At 68.0% G+C, this 22,760-nt stretch carries 15 protein-coding genes; 5 read left to right on the top strand and 10 right to left on the bottom strand.

Annotated elements, in window-relative coordinates; all coding sequences use genetic code 11:
* The first annotated feature begins 360 nt into the window (after positions 1–360).
* Positions 361–1,089: a hypothetical protein gene (locus ABZ824_RS37905; RefSeq protein ID WP_356969520.1), complete on the top strand. Its 729-nt coding sequence runs from the start codon at positions 361–363 to the stop codon at positions 1,087–1,089.
* Between the two features lie 450 nt (positions 1,090–1,539).
* Positions 1,540–7,671: a MobF family relaxase gene (gene mobF / locus ABZ824_RS37900; protein WP_356969518.1), complete on the top strand. Its 6,132-nt coding sequence runs from the start codon at positions 1,540–1,542 to the stop codon at positions 7,669–7,671.
* 815 nt (positions 7,672–8,486) lie between these two features.
* On the opposite strand, the gene ABZ824_RS37895 is transcribed toward mobF, so the two are convergent.
* Together ABZ824_RS37895 and ABZ824_RS37890 are read right to left on the bottom strand one after the other, a co-directional pair.
* Complete coding sequence (locus ABZ824_RS37895; RefSeq protein WP_356969516.1) at positions 8,487–8,690, bottom strand: cold-shock protein; 204 nt, start codon at positions 8,688–8,690, stop codon at positions 8,487–8,489.
* Between the two features lie 347 nt (positions 8,691–9,037).
* On the bottom strand, positions 9,038–9,703 hold the full coding sequence (locus ABZ824_RS37890) for an isochorismatase family cysteine hydrolase (protein WP_356969514.1): 666 nt from the start codon (positions 9,701–9,703) through the stop codon (positions 9,038–9,040).
* Positions 9,704–9,880: 177 nt separating this feature from the next.
* On the opposite strand from ABZ824_RS37890, the gene ABZ824_RS37885 reads away from it, so the two are divergent.
* Entirely contained in the window at positions 9,881–10,468 is a 588-nt protein-coding gene (locus ABZ824_RS37885) for a hypothetical protein (protein ID WP_356969512.1), read from the top strand.
* A 352-nt stretch (positions 10,469–10,820) separates the two neighbouring features.
* Here ABZ824_RS37885 and ABZ824_RS37880 read toward each other — a convergent pair whose 3' ends face one another.
* The 8 genes from ABZ824_RS37880 to ABZ824_RS37845 form a co-directional block, all read right to left on the bottom strand.
* Positions 10,821–11,177, bottom strand: a complete 357-nt coding sequence (locus ABZ824_RS37880; RefSeq protein WP_356969510.1) for a hypothetical protein — start codon at positions 11,175–11,177, stop codon at positions 10,821–10,823.
* A 547-nt stretch (positions 11,178–11,724) separates the two neighbouring features.
* Positions 11,725–12,600 (bottom strand): DUF4913 domain-containing protein, encoded by an 876-nt coding sequence (locus ABZ824_RS37875; RefSeq protein ID WP_356969508.1) that lies wholly within the window; start codon positions 12,598–12,600, stop codon positions 11,725–11,727.
* Entirely contained in the window at positions 12,597–14,453 is a 1,857-nt protein-coding gene (locus ABZ824_RS37870; protein WP_356969506.1) for a TraM recognition domain-containing protein, read from the bottom strand. The genes ABZ824_RS37875 and ABZ824_RS37870 overlap by 4 nt, the downstream gene beginning before the upstream one ends.
* A gap of 70 nt (positions 14,454–14,523) precedes the next feature.
* Positions 14,524–15,261, bottom strand: coding sequence for a hypothetical protein (locus ABZ824_RS37865; RefSeq protein WP_356969505.1), 738 nt, complete (start codon positions 15,259–15,261; stop codon positions 14,524–14,526).
* A 326-nt stretch (positions 15,262–15,587) separates the two neighbouring features.
* The gene (locus tag ABZ824_RS37860; protein WP_356969503.1) at positions 15,588–16,574 is read right to left on the bottom strand and encodes a hypothetical protein; all 987 of its coding nucleotides are present in this window, start codon (positions 16,572–16,574) and stop codon (positions 15,588–15,590) included.
* Entirely contained in the window at positions 16,556–16,780 is a 225-nt protein-coding gene (locus ABZ824_RS37855; RefSeq protein WP_356969501.1) for a hypothetical protein, read from the bottom strand. Before ABZ824_RS37855 ends, ABZ824_RS37860 begins: the two co-directional genes overlap by 19 nt.
* Before the next feature lie 156 nt (positions 16,781–16,936).
* Positions 16,937–18,721: a hypothetical protein gene (locus tag ABZ824_RS37850; protein WP_356969499.1), complete on the bottom strand. Its 1,785-nt coding sequence runs from the start codon at positions 18,719–18,721 to the stop codon at positions 16,937–16,939.
* Between the two features lie 163 nt (positions 18,722–18,884).
* Positions 18,885–20,066: a hypothetical protein gene (locus ABZ824_RS37845; RefSeq protein WP_356969497.1), complete on the bottom strand. Its 1,182-nt coding sequence runs from the start codon at positions 20,064–20,066 to the stop codon at positions 18,885–18,887.
* 714 nt (positions 20,067–20,780) lie between these two features.
* Here ABZ824_RS37845 and ABZ824_RS37840 point away from each other — a divergent pair.
* Both ABZ824_RS37840 and ABZ824_RS37835 read left to right on the top strand, forming a co-directional pair.
* Positions 20,781–21,752: a hypothetical protein gene (locus tag ABZ824_RS37840; RefSeq protein WP_356969495.1), complete on the top strand. Its 972-nt coding sequence runs from the start codon at positions 20,781–20,783 to the stop codon at positions 21,750–21,752.
* On the top strand, positions 21,749–22,723 hold the full coding sequence (locus ABZ824_RS37835) for a hypothetical protein (protein WP_356969493.1): 975 nt from the start codon (positions 21,749–21,751) through the stop codon (positions 22,721–22,723). The genes ABZ824_RS37840 and ABZ824_RS37835 overlap by 4 nt, the downstream gene beginning before the upstream one ends.
* The last annotated feature ends 37 nt before the right edge of the window (positions 22,724–22,760 follow it).

Here is a 22,760-nt window from a genome sequence, read left to right as displayed (position 1 = left end):
CATCGACGGCCGCTTCTACCGCTGCGATTCCAGCGGCTGGACGCAAATCCCAGCCCCCTGCTGACGAACGCGTCCCGGGGCGAGCGCTGCACGCGGATCTCGCCCCGGACCTCGAAGCCGTGGCGCCGACGTCGGCCCCTCCCGCCGACACGCCGCTCTCGCCATCGCGAGGCCGAATCCCGGCCGCGGAGCCCCGCTCGGCATGCCGATTCCCATCGCCGTCCCGCATGGGGCGGACAACCCACCAGTGCTCTGACACTTCCCGCAGGCCACAGGCTTCCGAGTCTGTGGCCTGCGGAGTGTGCCAGACCGGCACACCTCCCGAAACCGTGGCCGTTGAGGCCAGGAAGTGAACCATCAGTGACCATCGAAAAGACCGTCCCGACCATCGAAACCGACAAGCAGATCATCGTCGCCCGCACCTTCCGGTGGCGGCACTACGGGAGCAACGAGAGCAGGGTCCAGCGGTTGTTCGATGGGGTGGGGCTGCGCGAGTACATGCCGAGTCGTGAGCTGCCGTTCACAGTCGATCTGTCGAGGTTCCTGGAGAGGCTGCCGCAGCAGGCTGAGTTCAAGCTGTATGCGGTCGACGGGATCCCGAACCGGTATGAGGTCGGCGAGACGGTCGAGCGGCAGCTCAACTCGGCCGTGAGGGAGTACATGGGCCTGGTCTACGGTGGGGACGTCGTCGCCGAGGCCGTCGAGAGGGAGTCCCGCGCGATCGACGTCGATGCGGTGCTCGCAGAGTGGGGCGGCATCGACACGCCCTACCCGAAGGCCGGTTCGACCGAGGTCGACTCCTCACGCCGCGCTTTGGTCCGGTCCATCCTCAAGGCGGGCGTCGAACAGTTGGACTACTGCCGAGATTTGGAAGCCGCCATCCGCGCCATCGGCCTGTCGGAGTACCTCCCGCCAGCAACCGCGGACGTCACTGTGGACATCCCCGGCTGGGGACCCAACACCATCACCGCACCCTTGACTCGCCTCGGCGAGTTCGACGGGGCACGATACCGCAGCGCGGTCCTCGACTTCATCGCCACCAAGCTCGGCGAACAGAATCTCCTCACTCCGCCCAAGACCGCGGCCTGAGAAACCATCTCGATCGCCGTTCTGCGCCGGAAGCAGTCAGGCGTGCTCCACGTGTGGAGCACGCCGCTGCCGCTCACGCCGTGGCGATCCGCTCGGTCAGCGGATCGCCACGGCGTGCCGACAGGTCGCGCGGCGAGCGGACGGCAGGGGTGAACTCGACCGCTTCGCGCTGTCATCCGCTCACGTCACTTGCCGACCAATGCGCCTGAGCATCGCGCATCCAACGAACGCCCTCCTCCCATCTACTGTTCCCATGAATATCTTTTAAGCCCCTTTTCCCTTCCATCCCCTGACAGCCTTCCCCCCCTTCTTTTCTCCTTTTCGCCCGTCATACCTCTTGCATCCCGGATAACTTTTTCATAACGGCGGACTATTGCTGTAATGCATTAATGCGGTTTGCATCACCGAGACGGCTGGCCGACAGAGCATAGGGGGTTCTGTCATGGAGGTGTGACCGTCACCCTCGCCAAGATCAGCGCTGGCGACGGCTACCAGTACTACCTGCGGCATATCGCCGCGCACGACGCGACCGAGCGGGGCCGTTCGAGCCTGGCGGACTATTACTCCGCGCACGGTGAATCGCCGGGGCGATGGTTCGGTTCGGGGCTTGCCGCGTTGGCGATCCACTACCGGGGCATGCCAGTGGACGGCTCGGCGGTGCGGGCCGGGGATGTGGTGACCGAGCCGCAGATGAAGGCACTGCTCGGGCTGGGCCGCCATCCGCAGGCCGACGCCATCGAAGCCGCCGTGATCGCCGAGGAGATCCGCCGGGGCGCGAAACGCAAAGACGCGAAGCGGGCGGCGTCGCAGGCGTCGAAGTTGGGTGCGCCGTTCCGGATCTACAACGGCGCCAGCGAGTATCGCAAACGGTGCGCGGTCGCGTTCAACGACTACAACACCGCGCGCGGACAGCCTCGTTATGCGCCGATCCCGGACCAGGAGCGGGCCGCCATCCGCACCGCTGTGGCGCGGGAGATGTTCATCGAGCGCTTCGCTCGTCCCCCGTTGGATGACCGGGAGCTGTCGGGGTGGGTGGCGCGTAATTCTCGTCAGCACACCACGGCGGTGGCGGGTTTCGATTGGACGTTCTCGCCGGTGAAGTCGGTATCGACGCTGTGGGCGGTCGCGCCACGCGATGTGTCGAAACGGATCGAGCAGGCCCATCACCTCGCGGTCGCCGACGCGATGCGTTATCTCGAGCAGCACGCCACCTTCACCCGGGTCGGCCGCAACGGGGTGCGCCAGGTCGAGGTCGACGGGTTGATCGCCGCGGTGTTCGATCACCGCGAATCGCGTGCCGGTGACCCTGATCTGCACACCCATGTGGTGTGCCCCAACAAGTCGCGGGCCGCAGACGGGCAGTGGCGGACGCTGGATGGCGCGGTGTTCTACCGTGCTGCGGTCACCGCCTCGGAGATCTACAACACGCGCTTGGAAATGCATCTGGAACGGCTGCTGGGGTTGCGGTTCGCCGAGCGGGCGGGCCTGGATCCGGGCAAGCGCCCGATCCGGGAGATCGTCGGGGTGGACCCGGCGTTGAACGAGTACTGGTCACAGCGTGATGCCGCGATCACCGCGCGGCTGGGTGAGCTGACGATCGCGCATCAAGCGACCTACGGACGCGAACCGTTGCCGGTGGAGATGTATCAACTGGTGCAGCGCGCCATCCTCGACACCCGCGGACCCAAGCCTGCGGCGCGGTCGCTGGCTCAACAACGCGCGGCGTGGCGGCGCCAAGCCCTGGGCGTTCTCGGCGGGCAGGCGGCGTTGGCGGCGATGATCGCGGCCGCGCTACATCCGAGTGCACCGGTGCGGCCGGAGATCGACGCTGACTGGATTGCCCGCTGCGCGGACCGGGTGATCGCGACGGTGTCGGCGCAGCGGTCGGTGTGGCGGCGCGCCCATGTGCGCGCCGAAGTCGAACGGGTGATACGCGGCCTGGTGGGTTTCGCGCAGTGGGCGAATGTCGGTGCCGCCGTCGAGGAACAAGCGCTCGCCCCGACGCGGTCGGTAGCGCGCGGCGACCCGGACGTGGCAGCCCACCCCGAACTCGCGGCGGTGCCGGTGTTGTTCTCTCGCGCGGACGGCAGCTCCGTCTACCGCACGGCCGACGCCCAGCTCTACACCTCCCCGAAGGTGCTCGCCGCGGAAGCGGATCTGATCGAAATGGCCCAAACCCGCGATGGCCGCGCGGTTCCTCCGGCGGTGGTGGATGCGGCGATCGCGGCGTTCAACGCGGATCCCGGCAATCGGCAACGGCGGTTGAACGAGGGGCAGTTGGCGACGGTCCGTGCGTTCGCGACCTCTGGGGCGGGGGTGCAGATGGCCAACGCGCCCGCGGGGTCTGGCAAGACCACCGCCATGCGGGTCCTGGCAGACGCGTGGCTGGCTGACGGCGGCACCGTGCTCGGTCTGGCGCCGACCGCGCGGGCGGCCGCCGTCCTCGGTGCCGACATTCGGGTGCGGGTGGAGACGGTCGACAAACTGCTGCACGTCCTGGCACGGCACACCCCGACTCGTGAACGGTTTCTGTTCGAACCCGACCGGCTGCCGCCGCCGCTACCGCAGTGGGTTCTGGATATCGATGACCGCACGCTGGTCATCGTCGATGAGCACGTGCAGATCGCCGACGCCGCCCGGCTGCGGTTGTTGATGTTCCTGCGCTCACGCAAAGCCACGGTCCGGTTGGTCGGTGACACCGAGCAGCTGCCCGCGATCGATGCCGGGGGCGCGGTGCAGGACATGATCCACGCCGCCGGCTCGCGCACCCAAACCCTCACCCACATCGTGCGTTTCGCAGACGACGCCGAAGGCGAGGCCAGCCTGCTGCTGCGTGAGGGCGACCCGGCCGGTTTGGCCTACTACCTCGACCACGGCCGCATCCATGTCGGCAGTCCCGCCGCCGTCGCCGACGCCGCGTTCACCGGGTGGCTGGCCGACCACACCGCCGGACGCGACAGCGTCATGCTCGCCGCCAACCACGCGGTCGTCACCGACCTCAACCGGCTCGCCCGCGCCCACCGCCTCGCCGGCGAAGCGGCGGGCGCGCAGGTGGAACTGGCCGACACCTTGCATGCGTCGGTGGGTGACACGATCCGCACCGGACTCAACAACCCCCGCATCACCGTCGGCGCCGAGGACTACGTGCGTAACGGCTACCGGTGGATCGTCACCGCCGTGCATGCGGACGGGTCCTTGAGCGCGGTGCAGTTACTCGAGCACCGCCAGCTCGGCGCGAGGGTGTGGTTACCGGGCGACTACGTCGCCGCTCACGTGCGGCTGGGTTACGCCGCCACGATCGGCTCCGCCCAAGGCATCACCGCCGACACCTGCCACACCGCGCTGACCGGCCACGAGACCCGCCCGCAGCTGTATGTGGCGGTCACCCGCGGCCGCGCGGGCAACCACCTATATCTCACCACCACCGTCGACGGCGACGAGCCCTCCTTCTGGACCGAGGAAGCCGTGCTGCCGCGCACCGGCGTGGAAATCCTCGTGCGGATCCTCGGCCGCGCCGACACCGACACCTCCGCCCACACCGAACTACGCGACACGCTGGATCCGTGGCGGCGGCTCGGGCGCGCCACCGACATCTACCTCGACGCCCTGGCCGTCGCCATCGACAACGTCCTCGGCCCGTCGGTGTTGGCGCGCATCGACCGCGAAGCCGAGGCGTTGTGGCCGGGTTTGACCCGCAGCCCCGGCTACCTGGTGTTGCGTCAGCATCTGGGTCGGCTGCTGCTGGCCGGCCGCGACGCCATCGCCGAACTCGCCACCGCGATCAAAGGCCGCGAACTCGGCTCCGCCGACGATGTCGCCGCCGTGCTGGATTGGCGGTTGGACACCTCCGGCGCCCACTCCGCACCCCCCGGCCCGCTGCCCTGGGTCCCCGGCATCCCGCAACCGCTGCGCACCGACCCCGATGTCGGCGGGTTCCTCGCCGCCCGCGCCCGCATCATCACCGAACTAGCCGAACATATCCGCGCCGCGGCTGCCGGCTTCACCCCGGCCAGTGCGCCGCTGTGGGCACGTCCGCTCATCGGCACCGACCCCAGGCTACTCGGCGATCTCGCGGTGTGGCGGGCCGCGGCGCATGTCGATGATCTCGACCGCCGCCCCGCCGGACCGTCCCGGTTCGTCGCCGCCGAACGCCACCACCACGAACTGCTCACCGCCCGCGCGGCCGAGGCGATCGGCGATGCCAACCTCGCCACCAACAAGTGGTCCTCCGTCGCCAAACGCATCGCCGTCGGCGTCACCGACGACCCGTTCTGGCCGATCCTCGCCGAACGGCTCGACACCGCCGACCGCGCCGGCATCGACGTCCCCGCTCTACTGGCAGAAGCCGCCGCGGCACGCCCGCTGCCCGACGAAATGCCCGCCGCTGTGCTGTGGTCACGCATCACCCTCGGCCCCAGCGCCCTGGACACCCCCCACCCCGACACGCCCCTGACACCGGCGTGGACACCGGAACTGCGCGCGGTGCTCGGCGACAGCGCCGCCCACCGGGTCCTAGCCGACCCCGCATGGCCGAAAGTCGTCGCCGCCATCGACCGCGCCGCCGAATCCGGCTGGAGCGCCCGCGAACTACTCGAAGTCGCCAGCGAATTACTCGTCGGCGGCCGCAGCGACCACCACGACCGGCTACGCGCCGACCAGTTCGCCACCGCACTGGCCTGGCGCATCGACGCCCTCACCCGCGCCGTACCCACCTACCCCGCCCCGCCCGCTGCGGAACCTCCCGACCTCGACGAATACCCCGCCACAGAACCCGACATACCCCCGGTCCCCGACCACATCGCCGAAACCCTGTCCGCGCCCACGGAGTCGACCATGGACGACCTCGCACCCCAGCCAGCGACCGATCCCACCCCCGCGCATCCGCCGGACAGTCCTCCCCCGGCCGCCGCGCCGCTCGAGCGTGTGCCGCTTGCCGCGCAGATCCGCGCGGTCGCCGAGCTGTTCAAAGCCGGACAGGTCACTTCCGCGGCTGAAGCCATCGCCCGGATCGCCGAGGCTGCCAGCGCGCTGGACCGCGACACCCTGCAACGGGTGGAGGAAACGCTGCGCCGCTACGCCTTCCCCGTCGCCCGCGCACGCCTGGAACACGCCGCCACGCAGTTCCCCGACCGCGCCGACCTCATCCGCGCCTGCATCCCCGACACCGACCCTGGAATCTTCCGCCGCGATAACAGCACCCGCCAACCCCAGTACCGCCGCAACAGGCGCCGCTGGATCGACCCCGCCCGCCGCATTCCAGCCGCTCAGCAGCAGGGGGAATCCGATGTCGTCTTCAACTACACCAACCGCGACATCGACTACATCATCCAGCCCGACGCCGATGACCGGACCCGATACGACGAACACCTTCCCCGCACATCAGGCCGGACCGTGAGATCGGTTCGGATCGTGGACAGCGACCGCCCTGTCGGCCGGCCCATGCTGAACCGAAGCGATGACCATGACCGATTCGACGACGACACCGACCCCAGCCGCACCCGCCACCGCAACGAAAACCCTGGCCGGGATGCGCACCTGAATGCGCTGCTGGAATCACAGCGGGATCTGCCGTGCGTCAGCTGCGGATTCGAACGGCCCCTCCTCGACCGACCGGCCTTCGATCCCGTCACCGGAGACACCGAACGCGATGACGGGCTGTGCAGTGATTGCCGTGATCAGGGCGTGCGCGGCATTCCTGCCCACGACCCCGACCGCTACATCGAGGCCCGGTGCGCGCATGTCGCCGCGACCCGGCCCGCGCCGGACGCGTTGGCGTTCCTGCGCCGCGACTGGCGCCGCGTCCCTCTCGCTCACCGCCACCGCATCCGTACCTGGGTGCTCGACCACGGACTCGACACCGAAGCCGCGCACGCCCGTGCCGAAGCCACCGCCCCTGTAGGTGACCTGTCGGATGCGGAATTGAGCGAACGCATCGAGCAGACCCGCCGCCACATCGCGCTGGCCGCCAGCATGAACGCCGCCGATACGCTTCCCGCCGCCGCACCGAGCACCGACCCCGGCACTGCCCGGACCCAGGCAGTCGCGGCCGCCGACGCGATCACCCACGCGCGTTCGGCCGCAGCCGCCGTCGAGGATCTGAGCAAGCACCTCCACAGCACCAGCCGCCAGATCGCCGCCGCACGCACGCAACGCGTCTCCACCAGCGACCCCATGCGCCTCGAGACCGTACTCGACGCGCTGCGACGCACCAAACAGCAGCTGATCCAAGCAGTCGCCGCCGTACGACGCACAGCAGACGACGCCCACCGCGACGCAGAACTCCTCGCCGGCCCGCCCGAGCACTGGGACGACATCCTCGCCCACCCCGAAAAGTTCTCACCACCGGCTACCACCCCGATCGAAGAGACCACTACTTCTCCCGACCACCGACACTGGCAACAGCAACTCGACCGGCTGCGTGCCGAACAACGCCGCCGCGCATCCCTCTCCGACACCGAACGTGACCGCGAACAGGCCCAGCGCCGCTCGACCGAACGCGCGCCGCGACCGACAGACATCACCGCCCCCGAGCGCACGGGCGAACAGCAGCATCCCGCACCGGCTGACGGTTTGGAGTTGTGAAATGAACAGGTGGTCAATGGGCCGGTCCGCACGAGCACCCGCGGCGCCCCCTGGCGACCGCACCCTGCGTCGATTCCCGACGACCCACATCGACCGCAGGTGCCACCCCGCACCAGCCCGCCTCTGCACGCCCCGTCGGGAAGCGATGAGCGCGCCTCCGAGTACCGGCCCCGCAATCGCCGGAAGCCCGGCCGTCGTGCCATAGACGCCAAAGGCCAACGGCTGCCACAGCGGATGTGTGCGCACCAGCGATCCGCAAGGCCAAGCCATGGTCACCGCCGTTGACACACGATGGCGCGGTAACACCCTCAACATGTGGGGGCCGCCCACCGACCCCCAATGGGCCGCCAACGACCGCTACCTCCACGCCGGACAACTCCGCGCACCACCATCTACGTCTCCACCGGCACCGGCACGCCAGGAGCACTGGACACACACCACGGTCCGGGCATCGACGGCAACGCGGCGGCAAGCTGGTCAGCCAGATCGTCAGTGGCGGTGTCCTCGAAGCCATGACCAACCAGTGCACGCACGACCTGCGAAAAAGATTGCAGGAGTCGGATACTCCCTGCGGCATTCGACTTCCGCGGCGTCGGCACCCACCCCTGGGGTTACTGGCAGCAGGGCCTGGACAACTCCTGGCCTCTGTTCGCTGCCGCCCTCGGGGCCACGAACGCGCGCTCCGCGCGATAGGCCCGCCTGCGCGCGTTAGAGCAGGTCCGTCCCCGCCGCCGGTGTCGACCACCGGTAGCCGAGCGGCTGAAACGAGAAAGGCTCCGCACCATTACGGTGCGGAGCCTGCAAGTCACGCTGGGTCAGAGAGCGCGGACGTCCTGAGCCTGCGGACCCTTCTGGCCCTGCCCGATCTCGAACTCCACACGCTGACCCTCATCGAGGGTCTTGAAACCCGAGCCACCAATGGCCGAGTAATGCACGAAGACGTCAGGACCGCCTCCGTCTTGAGCGATAAAGCCGAAGCCTTTTTCGCCGTTGAACCACTTCACGCTGCCTTGAGCCATGCTGTACTAATTCTTTTCTGTAGATGAGCCGCGCAGATCACTTCGATGAGCCCGGTCTCGTGTCCCACTATGCCACACCTGGAAAACTCGCACGTCCACGGCTCGAGACTGTAGGCAGCGTCACTGATCGCGCGTCGTCTCTGACATGCCCTCTGTCCACCTCCCATGGGGCGCGAGTGCGGGCTCGGACAATCTGCGATCCAGTACTCGGAATTCTCACGCTCGGGTACGTCGGGGTCTACTCGTTTTGCTGCGCCATGCCGAAACGGCGTCGCGGCGCTGCGGCATCATCGCCGGCCGTGCCCCGGATGCGCGGTGGCTCATGGATGCCGAATGCGAGTTGGCGGCTACCGGGGCATGGGCATGTTCGGGTCAGACCAGTAGGCGGGATCGCGACCGTAGTTCGGTGTCCGGTACGCCAGATCCCATGCCGCGCCGGGAACGATGAGTTCGCGCCAGGGAGCAACTTCGACGTAGAGCACCCGCATCGCATTGAGCGCCGCGACATGCAGGGCGGGTCCATCGGTGCTGACCGCGTCCTCGGCGACGGCAACCTCGAAATTGCGTTCCAAACCTGCCCGAACGGTCGCTTCGACACACACATTGGTCTGCAGCCCGGCGACGATCAGCCGACGGACGCCCATACTGCGCAGGATCGGATCGAGTTCGGTGTATGCGAAGAAGCTGTGCCGGGTTTTGTCGAGTACCAGGTCATTGGGCTGCGGTGCCACGGCATCGATGATCTGTGATCGCCAGAGCCGATCCTCGGCCGTCAGGCGCGGCAACAGCGGGGCGCGCAAGCGTCGATGCCGGGCGGAGCGAGGATTCAGCGCCAACGACCCCGCCGGCCTGGGAAGTTGACGGGAATACACCACCGGGACGCTCATCGAGCGGGCAGATTCGGCCAGTTCACGGCACTCGGTTACCACTTGGTCCAACCGCCAGATCGGCGGCCAGCCCAGCGCATCGCGGACGTCTTGGACGAGATAGCTATTCTGCAGGTCGATCAGCAACAACGCAGTGTCGGACAATGGCTCCCCCCAACTGACGAACCCAACTGATCCTCGGACAAGACAGCGTAGGACCTGCCCGCATCACTGCGCGGCGGTTCGCCTGAGCGCGGGCCGGTTTTCGAGCGCTGGCTGCCTGGTCACCTCGCCGCGATCGGCGACTACCACCATCGCCGGATCGTGAAAGAGTCCGCCACCTGGAAGGTTCAGCCCCGGCTGCGGGCCCTGGCCGAAAGCGGACTACTGACACCGGGCAGCCGCCGCAACGCCGGCGCCCAGATCATGCGGGCGACCGAGTTCCTGGCCTGGCTCACCGAAGCAGACCTGACCTTGCGTCGCTGCGACCAAGCCACACTCGACCGCTGGCACGCCACCCATCTGGGTCACAGGCGCGTCAGCTGCAAGTCCTTCTTCGACTGGGCGAGGTCTTCCGGACGGATAGCGCGGCTGGACATCCCGGCTACACCGGCGCGGCCCGGGCAGCCGCTCACCCAGCACCGGCGCTTGCAGATCCTGCGGAAACTCCTCACCGACAACGCGATCGACCTCCGGTTGCGAGTCGCGTTCACGTTGCTGCTGCTCTGCGGGCAGCCACTCAGCAGAATCGTCCGACTCACCATCGACGATGTCGTCACCAGCGGCGACAGTGTCTCGATCCGATGCGGGGAACCACCGACACCAGTTCCCGAGCCGTTCGCCGACCTGGTCCTCGACCTGATCGACCAGCGCACGAACATGCGCACCGCGACGAACCCGAACTCCCCCTGACTGTTTCCAGGTCGCCGCGCCGGCCAACCGCTCCGACCCGAAACCCTCGGCCAGCAGTCCGCAAAGACCGGCGTCCCCACCATCACCGGCCGGATCTCCGCCCTGCGGCAACTCGTCCTGCAAGCACCGGCACCGGTCGTCGCCGACGCCCTCGGCATCCACTACACCACCGCTCACCGCCACCGCGAGCACGCCGGCGGCACCTGGAACCACTACGCACCCGGCGACCACAGCCGCTGACCCGCTACCGCCCACCGGACCGGAATACCGACTACCTCAAAACCGGCACCTGCGAGTCCGGAACCCCCGAGGAGTTGGAGCGGTCAGGAACTCGTCGACTGCTGGTTAGCCATCATGGGTGCAGCGCGCGAAGGATCTTGCGCTGCAGCCGACGCAGGACACGGATGGTCTCCTCGTCGGACAGCCCTGTGGTGGTTTCCCAGTCGATGCCGGATCCGAAGGTGTCGCTGGCGAAAACGATCTCGGTCGCCACCAGAGTTCGTCGCCAATCCTGGGCGCTCAACGGCTCGTTCGAGGCCAGCGCTGAATACAATCGCCGCTTCTGCTCGAACAGGTCAGCCACGCTTTGAAAGCCCATCGCGACCGCCAACTTCTCGGTGCAGCGAGCTGGACCGCCCCATTCGTTTAGGCCGCGGCTTAGTACCTCACGCTCGCCTTCTGACAGGTCAATCGCAACTTCCGAGCTCAACGCCCCATTATGGGGTTCCGGTCACTCGACGGTTGGTAACGGGGTCCCGGACTGGCGGAAAATCCAACAAAGTTGCGGGTTGCCGCGGATGGCGGCCTGTTACCCCTGGTGATACCGGAACCGGCTTGTCCGGAACAACCAATGGCTGTCTCCCGGCCGCCGGGGCGGGCAACCAATGCATTTCAGCACGGGTCTGGAACGAGGCCGGCGGAAGCTGGACGACCTACTCCACCAGAGAAACCGCCGCGACTCAACGAAGTGATCCCGGGGGAACAGAACCCAGACCACTTGAATGCGGGTCCTTACCAGTCCGGAACCCCACCCCGCGCCGAGCGGCTCACCTCAAGTCGGGTTGCCGTAACAGGACACAGCGTCGGAATGCGCGTTCCGGCATTTCGGCAGGGAGGTATCTGCCCACCTCTCTAAAGGCCATTCAGACCTTGAGCGGCTCAGACCGGTGAGGTTGTCAGATCCCATTCCGGAAGAAACAGTCTGGTTTTCGGCCTCGACTCTCGGGTTAGGGCTGGTCGCGCTGCGGTGGTCCCGGTCACGTTGTGCGAAAGTCGCTGAGGGAGCGAAAATCTGGTCCAAATCCAGCGTCCTCGACAGCGAGGCCGGCACCGGCCGGAGCGAACCAGTCACGTGGTACGTCGGCGAACGGCAGGCCGGGGCTGTCGGTGTGATGCTCGGGTGTGCAGCGGTGCAGTGGCCCGTTGGCGGCGTCGAGGATGAGCCGCATGTGAGGGTCGATGTGGCCGACGAACAGGCTGCTCATCTGGCTGCGGTCTTCGCTGCGGCGCGCGGCTTCGAAGATCGCGTGCAGGGCGGCGAATCGGACGGCGACCGTGCGGTGCCGCCACCACTGACGGCACCAGGTGCACATGCCTTCGCGGCCCTGCCCGATCAGTCGCACCGAGATCACCGGCAGCAACCATTGCTCGGTGAACTCCACGAAGGTGGGAAACCGCAGCGGCGGCGGCTGGTCTTCTGCCCCGTCGCCGGTCGGGGGCGGGTGTGCGGCGACGGCGGGACCGAACCATTCCGGGGGGACGGGGTCGAACGGCAGCGAGGGCACCGCGACGTGTTTGGTGCGGGTGCAGCGGTGCAGGGGGCCGTTGGCGGCGTCGAAGATGATCTGGAAGTGGCGGTCGACATGCCCGAGCAGGTACGAGCTGACCGCTGCGGCGTCTTCGCGGGCGCGGAAGGTTTCGAACGCGGTGTGCAGGTGTGCGATGCGCACGGCGACCGCGCGGTGGGCCCACCATTTGGTGCACCAGGTGTAGGTGCCTTCGCGGTTGGCTTCGGCCAGCCGCACGCTCTGTAACGGCAGCAGCCAGGATTCGGCGAAGGTCACGAAATCCGCAAACCGTTGCGGTGGCGGTGGTGAGGGGTTGGCGGTGGCGTTGCGTTTCTTGCCGGTCACAGCTCCTCCTCGTCTTCGTCTTCGTTGTCGGTGTCCGGGTCGAGATGCACTGTGTGTTTGGGTGTTTTGTCGAACTGGGCGAGGGAGGCGGTGATCAGGGCGGCGTGTTCGCTGGCCTGCCACCAGGGTTTGCGCACCAGGATCGGGCGGTGGCCGGGTAGCCGCACCAAGGCCCGCTGTTTGGGTAGCGCTGCCAGGGCGGCGACGTTGAGGATGGGTTCGGCGCGCCAGGTCAGGGTGCGGTTGGCGCCGCCGGGTCCGACGCTGTGGGAGCGGTCGGCGACGTCGTGCTCGTCGGTGACGGTGGATAGTTGCTGGAGGAATTCGGTGTCGCTGATGCCGCCGCCGTAGACCTCGATCGCTTGGGCTCGGATGGTTTTCAACCCGTTTTCACCCCACAGGTCTTTGCCTTGTTCGAGGACTTGCAGGAAGGTCATGAGGATGACGCCGTGCCCGCCGGCGTAGGTGTAGTAGCTGGGTAGCAGTGAGATGGGGCAGCAGTTGGCGGCTTCGTCGAGCACCGCCAGCAGCGGCACCGCCAGCCGTCCGTCGGGGCGGGCCCGCGCGGCGGTGAACGCCGATTCGAGCACTTGCCCGACCAGCGCGGCGGTCAACGGCGCCGCGGAGTCGGGGCCTTCGATGCTCAACGCGTAGAGGGTGTCGTTGCTGGTGACGAACTCCCGCGGGTCGAACTCGGGCAGATCGTGGCGGGGACTGTGGAGGTCGATGCCCAGTTCGATGTCGATGTCGTGTTCGCTGCGTTCGTGGGCGGTGATGGTGCGCCGGATCGGTGGGCAGACCATCTGCGCATAAACCTCATCCGACAGCACGTTGAGGAATCTGCGGGCCATGTCGAACAGCCCGTCACGCTGGCGGGAGTACAGCGCTTGATACTCCAGGATCCGTTGCGCGGGACGCCGTTTGCGCATCTTCTTCAAGATCAGTGCCGGAGTGGTGTCCTGGTCGTGGCCGAGCCATTCGGCGACATGCAGCAGGTCGCCTCCGGCGCAGGCGGCGGCCAGCAGGTAGCACGCCAGCAGGTCTTGCGCGCCGCCGTCGAAGTAGCTGTCGACGCGGGCGTCTTTCTCTTTGGATGCCGAGACGAAGAACGATGCCAGCTTGCGGGCCGCGGCCAGCGTCGTGACCTGCCGCAGCAGGTTCACCCAGAACCCGACCTGCACCGTGCCGGTGACCCCTTGCGGATCCAGCAGCCACTCGCGACCCTGCTTGCGGCGACCGAGGACGGTGTGGCGGTAGAGGTCGGGCCGGTTGGAGGTCGCCAGCACCGGCCCCCACGCCGACATCATGGCGGGGATGGCCCAGGCCATGGTTTTGCCGGTGCGTGCACCGGCCTCGATGAACACACACATCTCCGCCGGGACGTGTAGAGCGAGATCTCCGGCGACGGTGAACCCCAGCGGCGGGCCCGGGCGTGCCCGCACGTGCTCGGGTGCGTCTTTCAGCAGCCGCTGTGCGGCTTCGCTGTTCGCGCGCAGCGTGCCGATGCTCAATTGCCCGGGGCGCTGCATCGTGCGCGCGGCGGCATCGATTTCCAAGCGATCACCTGTGTGCCGCCGCCGTAGCCAGGGCGTGAGGGCGGCCGCGGCGAGGATGGCGATCGCGACGGCGATCGCGGTGGACTGCCATGGCCAGGCTCGGTCGCCGACCGCTACCTCGAGCAGTGCCGCGGTCGGGTTCCATTGGATAGGCAACCCCGCGGCGGCGCTGCCCAGGCTCAACGCGACCCACAGCAGGACAGCGACCGCGAGGACTGCCAACAGCACAAGCAGTGCGCTGAGTTCCTCGCCGATGCCCGCGGTGGTGCGGCGGCGGGATTCGCGGGCCGGGCTCATCGTTGCTTCCTTCCCCGCCCATGCCGACCCGCGACAGCCGCACACGCGTACGGGTGCGATGTCGGGCGGTTCACAGCTCTGCTCCCTGGCTGCTGATGCCGCGGTCGGTGCTTGCTGGCGCCAGCGACGTCTCATTCGTCCACGTCGGCGCGCCGCTTGTGTCGGGCATCGTGTCGGTGATGGCGGAGCCGATCGTGCTGGGTGTGTTGCCTGCGCTGTGTTCGACTGTGGTGTCGGTGGTGATGCTGCTGGCCAGGGAGGGTTGCGCGGCAGTGGCGCTGGCCGACTGCGTCGATGTCAGGTCGTGGGCGACCTTTCGACTCCACGCCTCGAGGACGAATCGAGGTACTTGGTCGAGGAGTGCGCGCAGCGCCGCCGCGTCCATCTCGGCTGCGGCGAGTGCGGCGTTCATCTGTTCGAGACGGCCCAACGTGGGGTCGGAGGGTTGCTGATGCCAGTACACGCCGGTGCGGCCGAGATCGACAGCGCGTTCAATCTTCTCGGTAGGCACGCCGTCGGCGGTCGCATCGCGGGTGGCGGCGCGCAGCGCGGTCTCCAGCGCCGCGGAGCGCGGGGTGGCCGCCAGCCAAGCCTGCGCAGTTGGGGTCTGCCCGGCAGGGTGTTGTTCCCGGCTCGCCTCGACGGCCAGATTCTGTAGTCCCCGTAGATGTTTGGTGTGCCGGTTGTCACGCGCGGCGTCGGCGGAGAAGTCGTGCTCGATGGGTGCTTGCTGCAGGTCTGTCGGGATGAGCCCGTACTGGGCGAAACGATCGCTGCCGATCGAACCGTGGGTCGATGCGCCGGTCACCGCTCGCCGACCTCTCGTATCGACGACGATGCCGTGACCGCGCGCGCACTCGTCGCTGCCGCCGCACACCCGGTCGCCGGAATACGTTGTGCTGCGGTGTCATCGAATACCGCGCGACGCCTACCGGCGGCTGCGGTACCGCGGACGCGCGTAGCCGCCGACGCCTGGCGGGGGTGGACAGATCGCGGATGCGCGATGCTCACCGCTGGGATGGGCGGGTGTGCCCGGTCGTCGGTGTGCTCGCGGTCGAGCTGGGGCGGCTGGGCCGGTGTTCGGATGCACATGGGTTCCTCGATTCCTTCAATGGCTTGCTGGCGGTCGGTGGTTCAGCGGTCGACTCCGAGGTCGCGCTGGGGCGCGGCTGCCGGGGCAGCCGCGGTGTTGAGGTGGGGTGCGGCGTACCAAGCGCGGTTGCCTGTCGCCGACATGATGTCGGTAATCGCAGACCCGATCGGTGAGAGGGCGCCACGAGCTGGGCGCGTGCGCGTGGGCTGCTGGAAAAGGCGCTCACGCAGCACCGCATGCAACGCCTCCTGCGCACGCACGATCAGCGCATCCGGTCGCGGCGGCTCCTCCCAGTCCACCGCCGAGGCGGGCGGGGCGACGCTGTTCAAGATGCGCCGCAACTCCGTCAGCGAGTTCTGTGCTTTCGCGGCGATCTGCGGCTCGGCGTATCGGCGCCATTCCTGCTCGATGCTCGCCAGAGGCGCGTTCGCGTGGCGACCGACAAGCTGACGCCATTCCGCGTCGCTGATCTCCCACGGACGGCCCGGTTCGCGCCCCCGGATGCGCATCGCGTCCGCAGCGCGCGCGGCACATGCCCACACGGTGTGCATATTCGTGCGGAACTGGCGTACCGCGGCGGGGGCTGGCTCCCATTCGATGCCTTCGATGGTGAGGCGATGCGTGCGCGCGGCGGCGATCGCGGCCATCTCGGTCAACTGACGGGTGTGCTCGGTCAGGCGGCTGGTGGGGCTGCGACCTCTGGGCCGGACCGGCCGGGCGAACAGTTGATCCTCACTCCACTCGTGGCCGTCTTGCCCCAACTCGCGGGCGCGTTTGATCCATTGCGCGGGTATGCCGAGGGCGTTGGCACTGGCTTCGGCGCGCGTGCGCTGGTGAGTGGATTTTTCGATGTCGCCGAGCATTGCGGTGGCGGTCGCGACGTCGGGGTCTGCGCTGAGCATGCGTGTGCGCAGGCGCGCGGTGTGCGCGGCCGACTCCTGGATCGTGCGCAGCACCGCTGCCTGCTCGGCAGGCAGGTCTCCGGCGCGCACCGCCGCAGACGCGCGGCTCATCGCCTGCCTCGGCATGCACGCTCCCCACCCACGATCACGCCGCCGCAGTCGGAGGCTGTCGCGGCGTCCATCCCGGAGTCGGCGTCGGCAACGCAGGCCGGGCGGGGCCGCCGGACCGTGTGCCGCGGCGTCGTGGCGGCGACCTTCGTTGCCTGCGGTCGGTGGTCGTCGCGGCCGCAGTGCGAGCGCTGATCGGCGTTTCGCGGCTGCCGCATGCTCATCGGGGTGTCTCCTTCCGGACGCGTGATCGGCGATGTCGGGCTGGGCGGTGTGGTGGCTGGGATGCAGGCGTGCCTGGACGCGAGCGCTGTCGACCGATCAGCGCCCGGTGTGGCGTGTTGGCGGCCTGACCGCGCTGGGTGCGCGGGGTTGCCGCGTCACAGTTGGGGTGCGGCGCCCCTTTCGACCGCAGTGGCTGTGGTGGGCTGACCGTCTGCGGGGGTCACAGTGGTGGTGCGCTTGATAGCGGGCGGAAGAACAGCGTCGATGGCGGTCTGTGTGCCGGGTGCCGTTTGCTGCGGTGGCGCTGTCTGCACGAACAGTGCGCGGGCCAGCGGGTCGGCCGTCTGCAGCAACGCCGAGTCGATGCCGGGTGAGGAGGTCAGCTCGGCGACACGCTCGTGCCAGGCGTGATGGCGCGCGAGAAGCGGAGCGCTCAACTGGTGCGCGGCGGTGGCGAGCTGATCGAGCGTGGCGCGCAGTTCCCGACGCTGCTGTGCCGCGACCCCGGCGTCCGCCAGGGCCTGGTCGAGGGTGTCCACTGCACGGGTGAAGCTGACTCGTCCGCGTCTGTCGTCGTCATAGACGTCGCGTCCGCTCGCGAGGTCGTAGATGTGGTCTTGCACCGACGAGCTGATGATGTCGCTGATCGCGCCGGCGACTTCTGCGGCGGGATCCATCTCCAACACCACGATCCCCGCTCGGTTGAGGGCTTCGTCGATCACCGACGCGGCCCTCTGAGCGAGAATGGTTACCGCACTGGAACGTTCGGACAGATCTTGTGCTTGCTTGTGCCGCTCGCTGACGAACAGCAATCCCGGCATGTGCGCCGGGCCGATCGCGAACCCGTCGAGGACCTCCCGTACTCGGAGGCGTTCGATCCCGAGCAGTCCTTCGCCGCGATCGATCTGCTCGCCGATCGTGCTGCGGGTGGCGCCGACGTCGTGCAAAAGGTTATGGACCTGGTTGAGGACGCGGCCGGTGAAGGCGTCCGGGTCGACCGCGAGCCGCTCGGCGGCCTGGTGGACATCCCGTGTGGCGGCAATGTAGTCCCACACCAGTTGTTCCAGTTCCGCGCGGTGGGCTTGACGCGGCCACGGCAGCTGCGGCATCCGGCTGCCCTCGCGCACCGCCACGCGCAGCTGGCGGGCGAACTCTCGGTCCGGCTCCGGCATCGACAGCACCGCCGCCTCGAACCAGGGGCCGGTCACGTACTCCCCTGGGCCGAAGAACACACCGCGGTGTGGATCGCGGGTTTCTTCCATCTCCCGCCGCAGCATCCCGGTCAACTCCGCACGGGCGTCGACCAGCACCGGTGCTTCGGTGAGCAGATCCAACTCTGCTGTGGTGTCGGAAAGGTAGGCCAGCACGAACACCACCCGCTGCCGGTCGAGCCGCCCGACTCCTGCCGTGGCGAGCGCGGCATCCAGCCAACCGCGGACCGTGCCGCTGCGAGGATCGGACACCGCCCCCACCGCGCGTGCCTGCTCGTGCGAGGTCAACCCGGACGCGGCGATCAGCGCGGCCGCTGCCCGCCGTGCGAACCGGGACTGCCGGTCGCGTGCAGCGGTTTCCGCGCGCTGCTGAGTGTCGAGGGCGTCGAAGCCGGGGTCGACGGCGACCGTCGCCGCCACAGGGTCGATCACCAGCCCATAGGCGCGGCGGAAGTGCTGCACCAGCCGCGCCAGCTGCTGGCGGGCCACGGCGGATTCCTCGCTCCACACCACGGCATCGGTCAACGCGGCGGCAAGATCCTCCGGCGGCGCGGCGAGGTCGTGGCCGCGTTGCGCCTGGCTGTAGTCCGGGTAGCGCTGCCCGGCTCGCGCGGTCGCCGCGCGGTGCAGCGCGACAGCGACAAGCAGACATCCCAGTCGCTGATACGGGCCTACTGCCGGCGGGCCGACCGGTCTCGGGTGCCCGGGCTCGTCGATGGGGTGATTCATCGCGCACCCTCCTGTAGTAGGGCCGTGGCGATCACGCCCGGCCGGTGGTGGGGCGGAGCTGGGATCGACAGCACGGTCGCCGCGGTGAGGCTGCGGTGCGGTCGGCAGTCGTGTGTCGCCGGTGTCGTGGCCGCTTGCGCTGCGTCGGTGCGGCGGTGGCGGGTCATGGCCCCACCTCGCTGGCGGCAACCTGCTCTGTTGCGCTGGTCCTGTCGGCGGGGTCAGTGTCGAGTTGCGCGTCTGCTGCCGGTTGCGCGGCTGCGTTCGCCGCTGCGACCGCTTCGCCGATTGGAGCTCCCTCGTCCAGACCGGGATCGGTCTCGGTGGTCAGTAGGTTCGTTACGTACCGGGCCGCGAGGAGCGTGGCCGGGTCCGCGTCGGGGTTCTGCGCGTTCTCCAGCAGCTTCGCCAACGTCTCGACCGGATCGGCGCCGAGATCACCGAGGTCGTGGAGGGCGGCATCGAACTGGCTGGGATCCAGACCGGTGTCGTCGCGAAACCGTTCACTGAACGCGTCGCCGGCAGTGGGGTCGGCGGTGCTCTTCGCGGCAGCGAACCGGCCCGCCGCAGCCATCGCCTTGTCGAAACCCTGCTGGTTGCCGGTCAATGTCTGGGTGAGTCCGGCGGTGCGCTCGCGCAGCTCCATCTGCTGCCGGATAGCCGCCTTCTCCAGATCGTGCAGTTCGTCCGCTCGGGCTTCGCGCTTGTTATGAGCGGCGAGCCTGTTGGCGTGGAGCTGCTCTTCTCGCTTCTCCGCCTTGCTTTCCCGGTCGGAGCGTCTGCTCTGGTCTTCTCGTTTGATCTGCTCTTCGGTGCGCGCGGTGTTCTCTCGCGCTTTGGAGGCGTCGACCTGGGCGTTCGTCGCTCTCTCGCGGCGAGCGTTCTCGGCAGTACTATCGCGGCTTTTCAGACGCAACTCGGCGACACGTATCTGGTTCTGCAGGTAGGCGCTGCCGACCCTGGCGGCGGTTTCGCGTTCCTCACGGGCGTTTCGGTGGACGCTGTCGAGGTTGCGGCGTGTGACATCCTCGTCCGCGATGTCGATCTCACGTTGCCGCTGCAGCATCGAAATCTGGTGACGCTGCTGATTGCGGGCCTCTTCCGCAGTGATATTGCCCATCCGCACTGCATGCAGTTCACTACTTTGCCGGATCCGCAATTCGCTTTCCAGCCGGGAGCGGTCCTCGGCATTCAACCCCCGCACGATGTCGCTGGCGAGGCGGGCGAGGTTGAGTCCGTTCATGATTCCGACGCCGAAGGAGCGGCTGACCTCATCGACCGGCTCGCTCAACGCGACCACCGCACGTCGCGCTGGCGCGAGGAACACCAGAATGGCGGTATCCATCCGTGCGTGCTCGGCGACAGATCAACGATCACCACAGCGTCTCCTCATCGAATTCGATGCGCGACTATCGGGAACACACCCGCAGGGGACCGAAGTGGCGAATGTGTTCCCGATGCGAACCCCGCAAGGGATGTGCAATTGCGGGTGGGCGCTCCTCTATGACACAACGATCGACCCTTGCGCCACCAGCGGTCAAACGATGCACTTTGCATTAATGCTCGTTTGCCTCACTTGAATTCGACGCGGCCACAGGCAACCACAGCCTGCGGGCGCAGACGCCCGCGATATCGGCGATGACCTGCGGGTCGGGCGAGGTCGCTGACCTGCCGCAGCAGCTCTCGGTCCGCTCGTGGTCGCGATCACCGTCCCGATCAGCTGTCGCGCCGGTACCGGGCCGGACGGGTCGGCTGTGACAGGATGGCGAGCGCGGGGAGGTGGTGCGCGCGTTCGCCCTATACGGAATACACCGGCAACAGTGGCTTACCGTCCGGGGTGTGCGGCCGCACGTCAGCCCCTGTGGCCCTTGTGGTCTGGATGGTTGTGTTCGCATGCCCGGCGCGGTCGTGGCTCGGGTGGAGAAAGAGGGGCGGGATGAAACTCGCGTGGTGGTGTGCGCCAGTAGTGTTGGCGCTGGTCGTGTCAGGTTGTTCGCAGCAGGTCGCGGGAACCCCGGATTCGGATTCGAAGACGGCGGGTGCCTCCCCGACATTCGGGGTGAGTGTGCCGGCGGGGGATCGGCAGAAGCTCGACCTCGCCGAGCAGATCCGGTCGGTGGATCCGTGCGGTTTCTTCGATCAGGACAAGATATCCGCTGGTTACGGGCAGATCTCTACGCTGGGCCCGGATGCGAGGATCAGTACCTGCGAGGTCGGGTTGTTGCAGTTCAACCGCAAGCAGGTCTTGTCGCAGGTGACGATCGACATGGCCAGCTACCCGCCGACAAACGACGAGGTCAACAAGCAGATCGCGGGTGAAACGGTCACCGTCGACGGTGTCCGCAACTCTCACGGCAACTGCGCCTACAAGGTGCCGATGCGGTTCCCCGCGGTCCGCGCTGCGCGCGGCGCGGCCGTGCCCGACATCGTGGAAGTGCCGACCGTTGCCTATGCGACAGTCAGCTCGGCTGGATTCACCCCGGACACGCTGGGCTGCCAACTGGTCGAGGAAACCGTCACCAACATCGTCACCGCGTTCCGGGACAACAAGCTCCCGCGCCGCGACAACACCCAGATCGATGTGCCGTTGACCCGTCGCAGTCCCTGCGAATTGATGCAGCATCTGCCCGCGGGCCTGGCCGTGGCCAAGCTCGACGCCGAAGCCGAACCGTATGAGTGCCGCTTCCAGCTGCGCAAGCCCGGGGGCAGCGAGTACCTCACCGACATGGTCAGCGTCACCTTCCTACTGAACTCCGCCGACACCGCGATGAAGCCGTCCTCCACATTCGCCGCCGCGCAGGTCAGCGGCAAACCGGTGCTGATCGACCGCAACACCGCGGTCGGCGAGCCGCATTGCTCGGTGTGGTTCGCCGCGGGCGCGGTGGTCGACACCTACCGCCCGGGCGCTCCGGCCACCGCGGCGACGAAGAACGCCGCGCGCTGGCAGCCGATGGTGTCGCTGCAGGCACCCTGCCGCGTCACCGATGCCGTGGCACCCGCGGCGTTGACCCTGTTCGGTGCCAACGGATGAGGAGACCAACGCTCGCCCTGGCGAGTCTTGTGCTGGCCGTGCTCGCCGTGTGCGGCTGTAGCACGACCGTCGACGGCGCTGCCACCCCACTCGGGATGCGCTACCGCAGTAACCTCACTGGCGGCTCTTCGCTCGACGACCTCGCCGAACGCGACACCGCACGACTGCTGGACCCGTGCGGCATGCTCGACGAGCCGTCCGTCAACGCGCTCGGGCGCGCGTTGTACTTCGGTGTCGGGCAGGACCTGGACGAATGTGTGGTCCGAATCGACCGGGCCACCCTCACCCAGGGCGTCACCACCGTCGGCGTGTCCTTATCGGTCCTGCCAGGCTTCAGCGGCACCCCATTCCAGGTCGGGAATCGGCGGGCCTCGACGCTGCGCTCGGACGACACGTGCTTCATCGCACTGCAATACAACGAGCGCCGCGCGTTCCACTATTCCGCCACCGCACGCCCCGGCACCGACCCGTGCACACCGCTCCGGGCCATCGTCACCGCCTCAGCCCCGCTGCTCGAGCGCAACGCCTTACGCGCGAACTCCACCCGGATACCGAAAACCACAGGCGCCGCGAAAGACCCCTGCGCGGCCTTGGACACGGCGTTCGACGCGAAGCAGAAGTTCTACCTGCGCGCGTTCTCACCCTACGAATGCGACGCATGGCTGGGCGACTACACCCCCAACGACAGCAACAGATTCGCCATCGCCGTGTTCAACGTCGCGAAATCCCAAGCCACCTACGTCCCCTCGAACGCACGCAAATTGCTGCTCGCCGGCGTGGACTCGGTGGAGGAAAACATCAGCGGCGGCCACTGCACCATCCACGCCTACGTCGGGGTCGCCCAGCCGTTCCCGACCCGAGGATGGGACGGCACACCCGAAGACCGCATCGAAGCAGTCAAGGTCAACGGCCCCAGCTGCACCGAAACCCGCAACCTCGCCGTCGCCGCAGTCAAGGCATACCAGAACTGACTCCCGCGCGAAATCAGTGAGCAGGCGGCGCGGATGA

Source organism: Nocardia sp. NPDC047038, assembly GCF_040644075.1.
Taxonomy (GTDB): domain Bacteria; phylum Actinomycetota; class Actinomycetes; order Mycobacteriales; family Mycobacteriaceae; genus Nocardia; species Nocardia sichangensis.
Note: the sequence above shows the minus strand (reverse complement) of the source record. Positions and strands in the feature narration are given on the sequence as shown.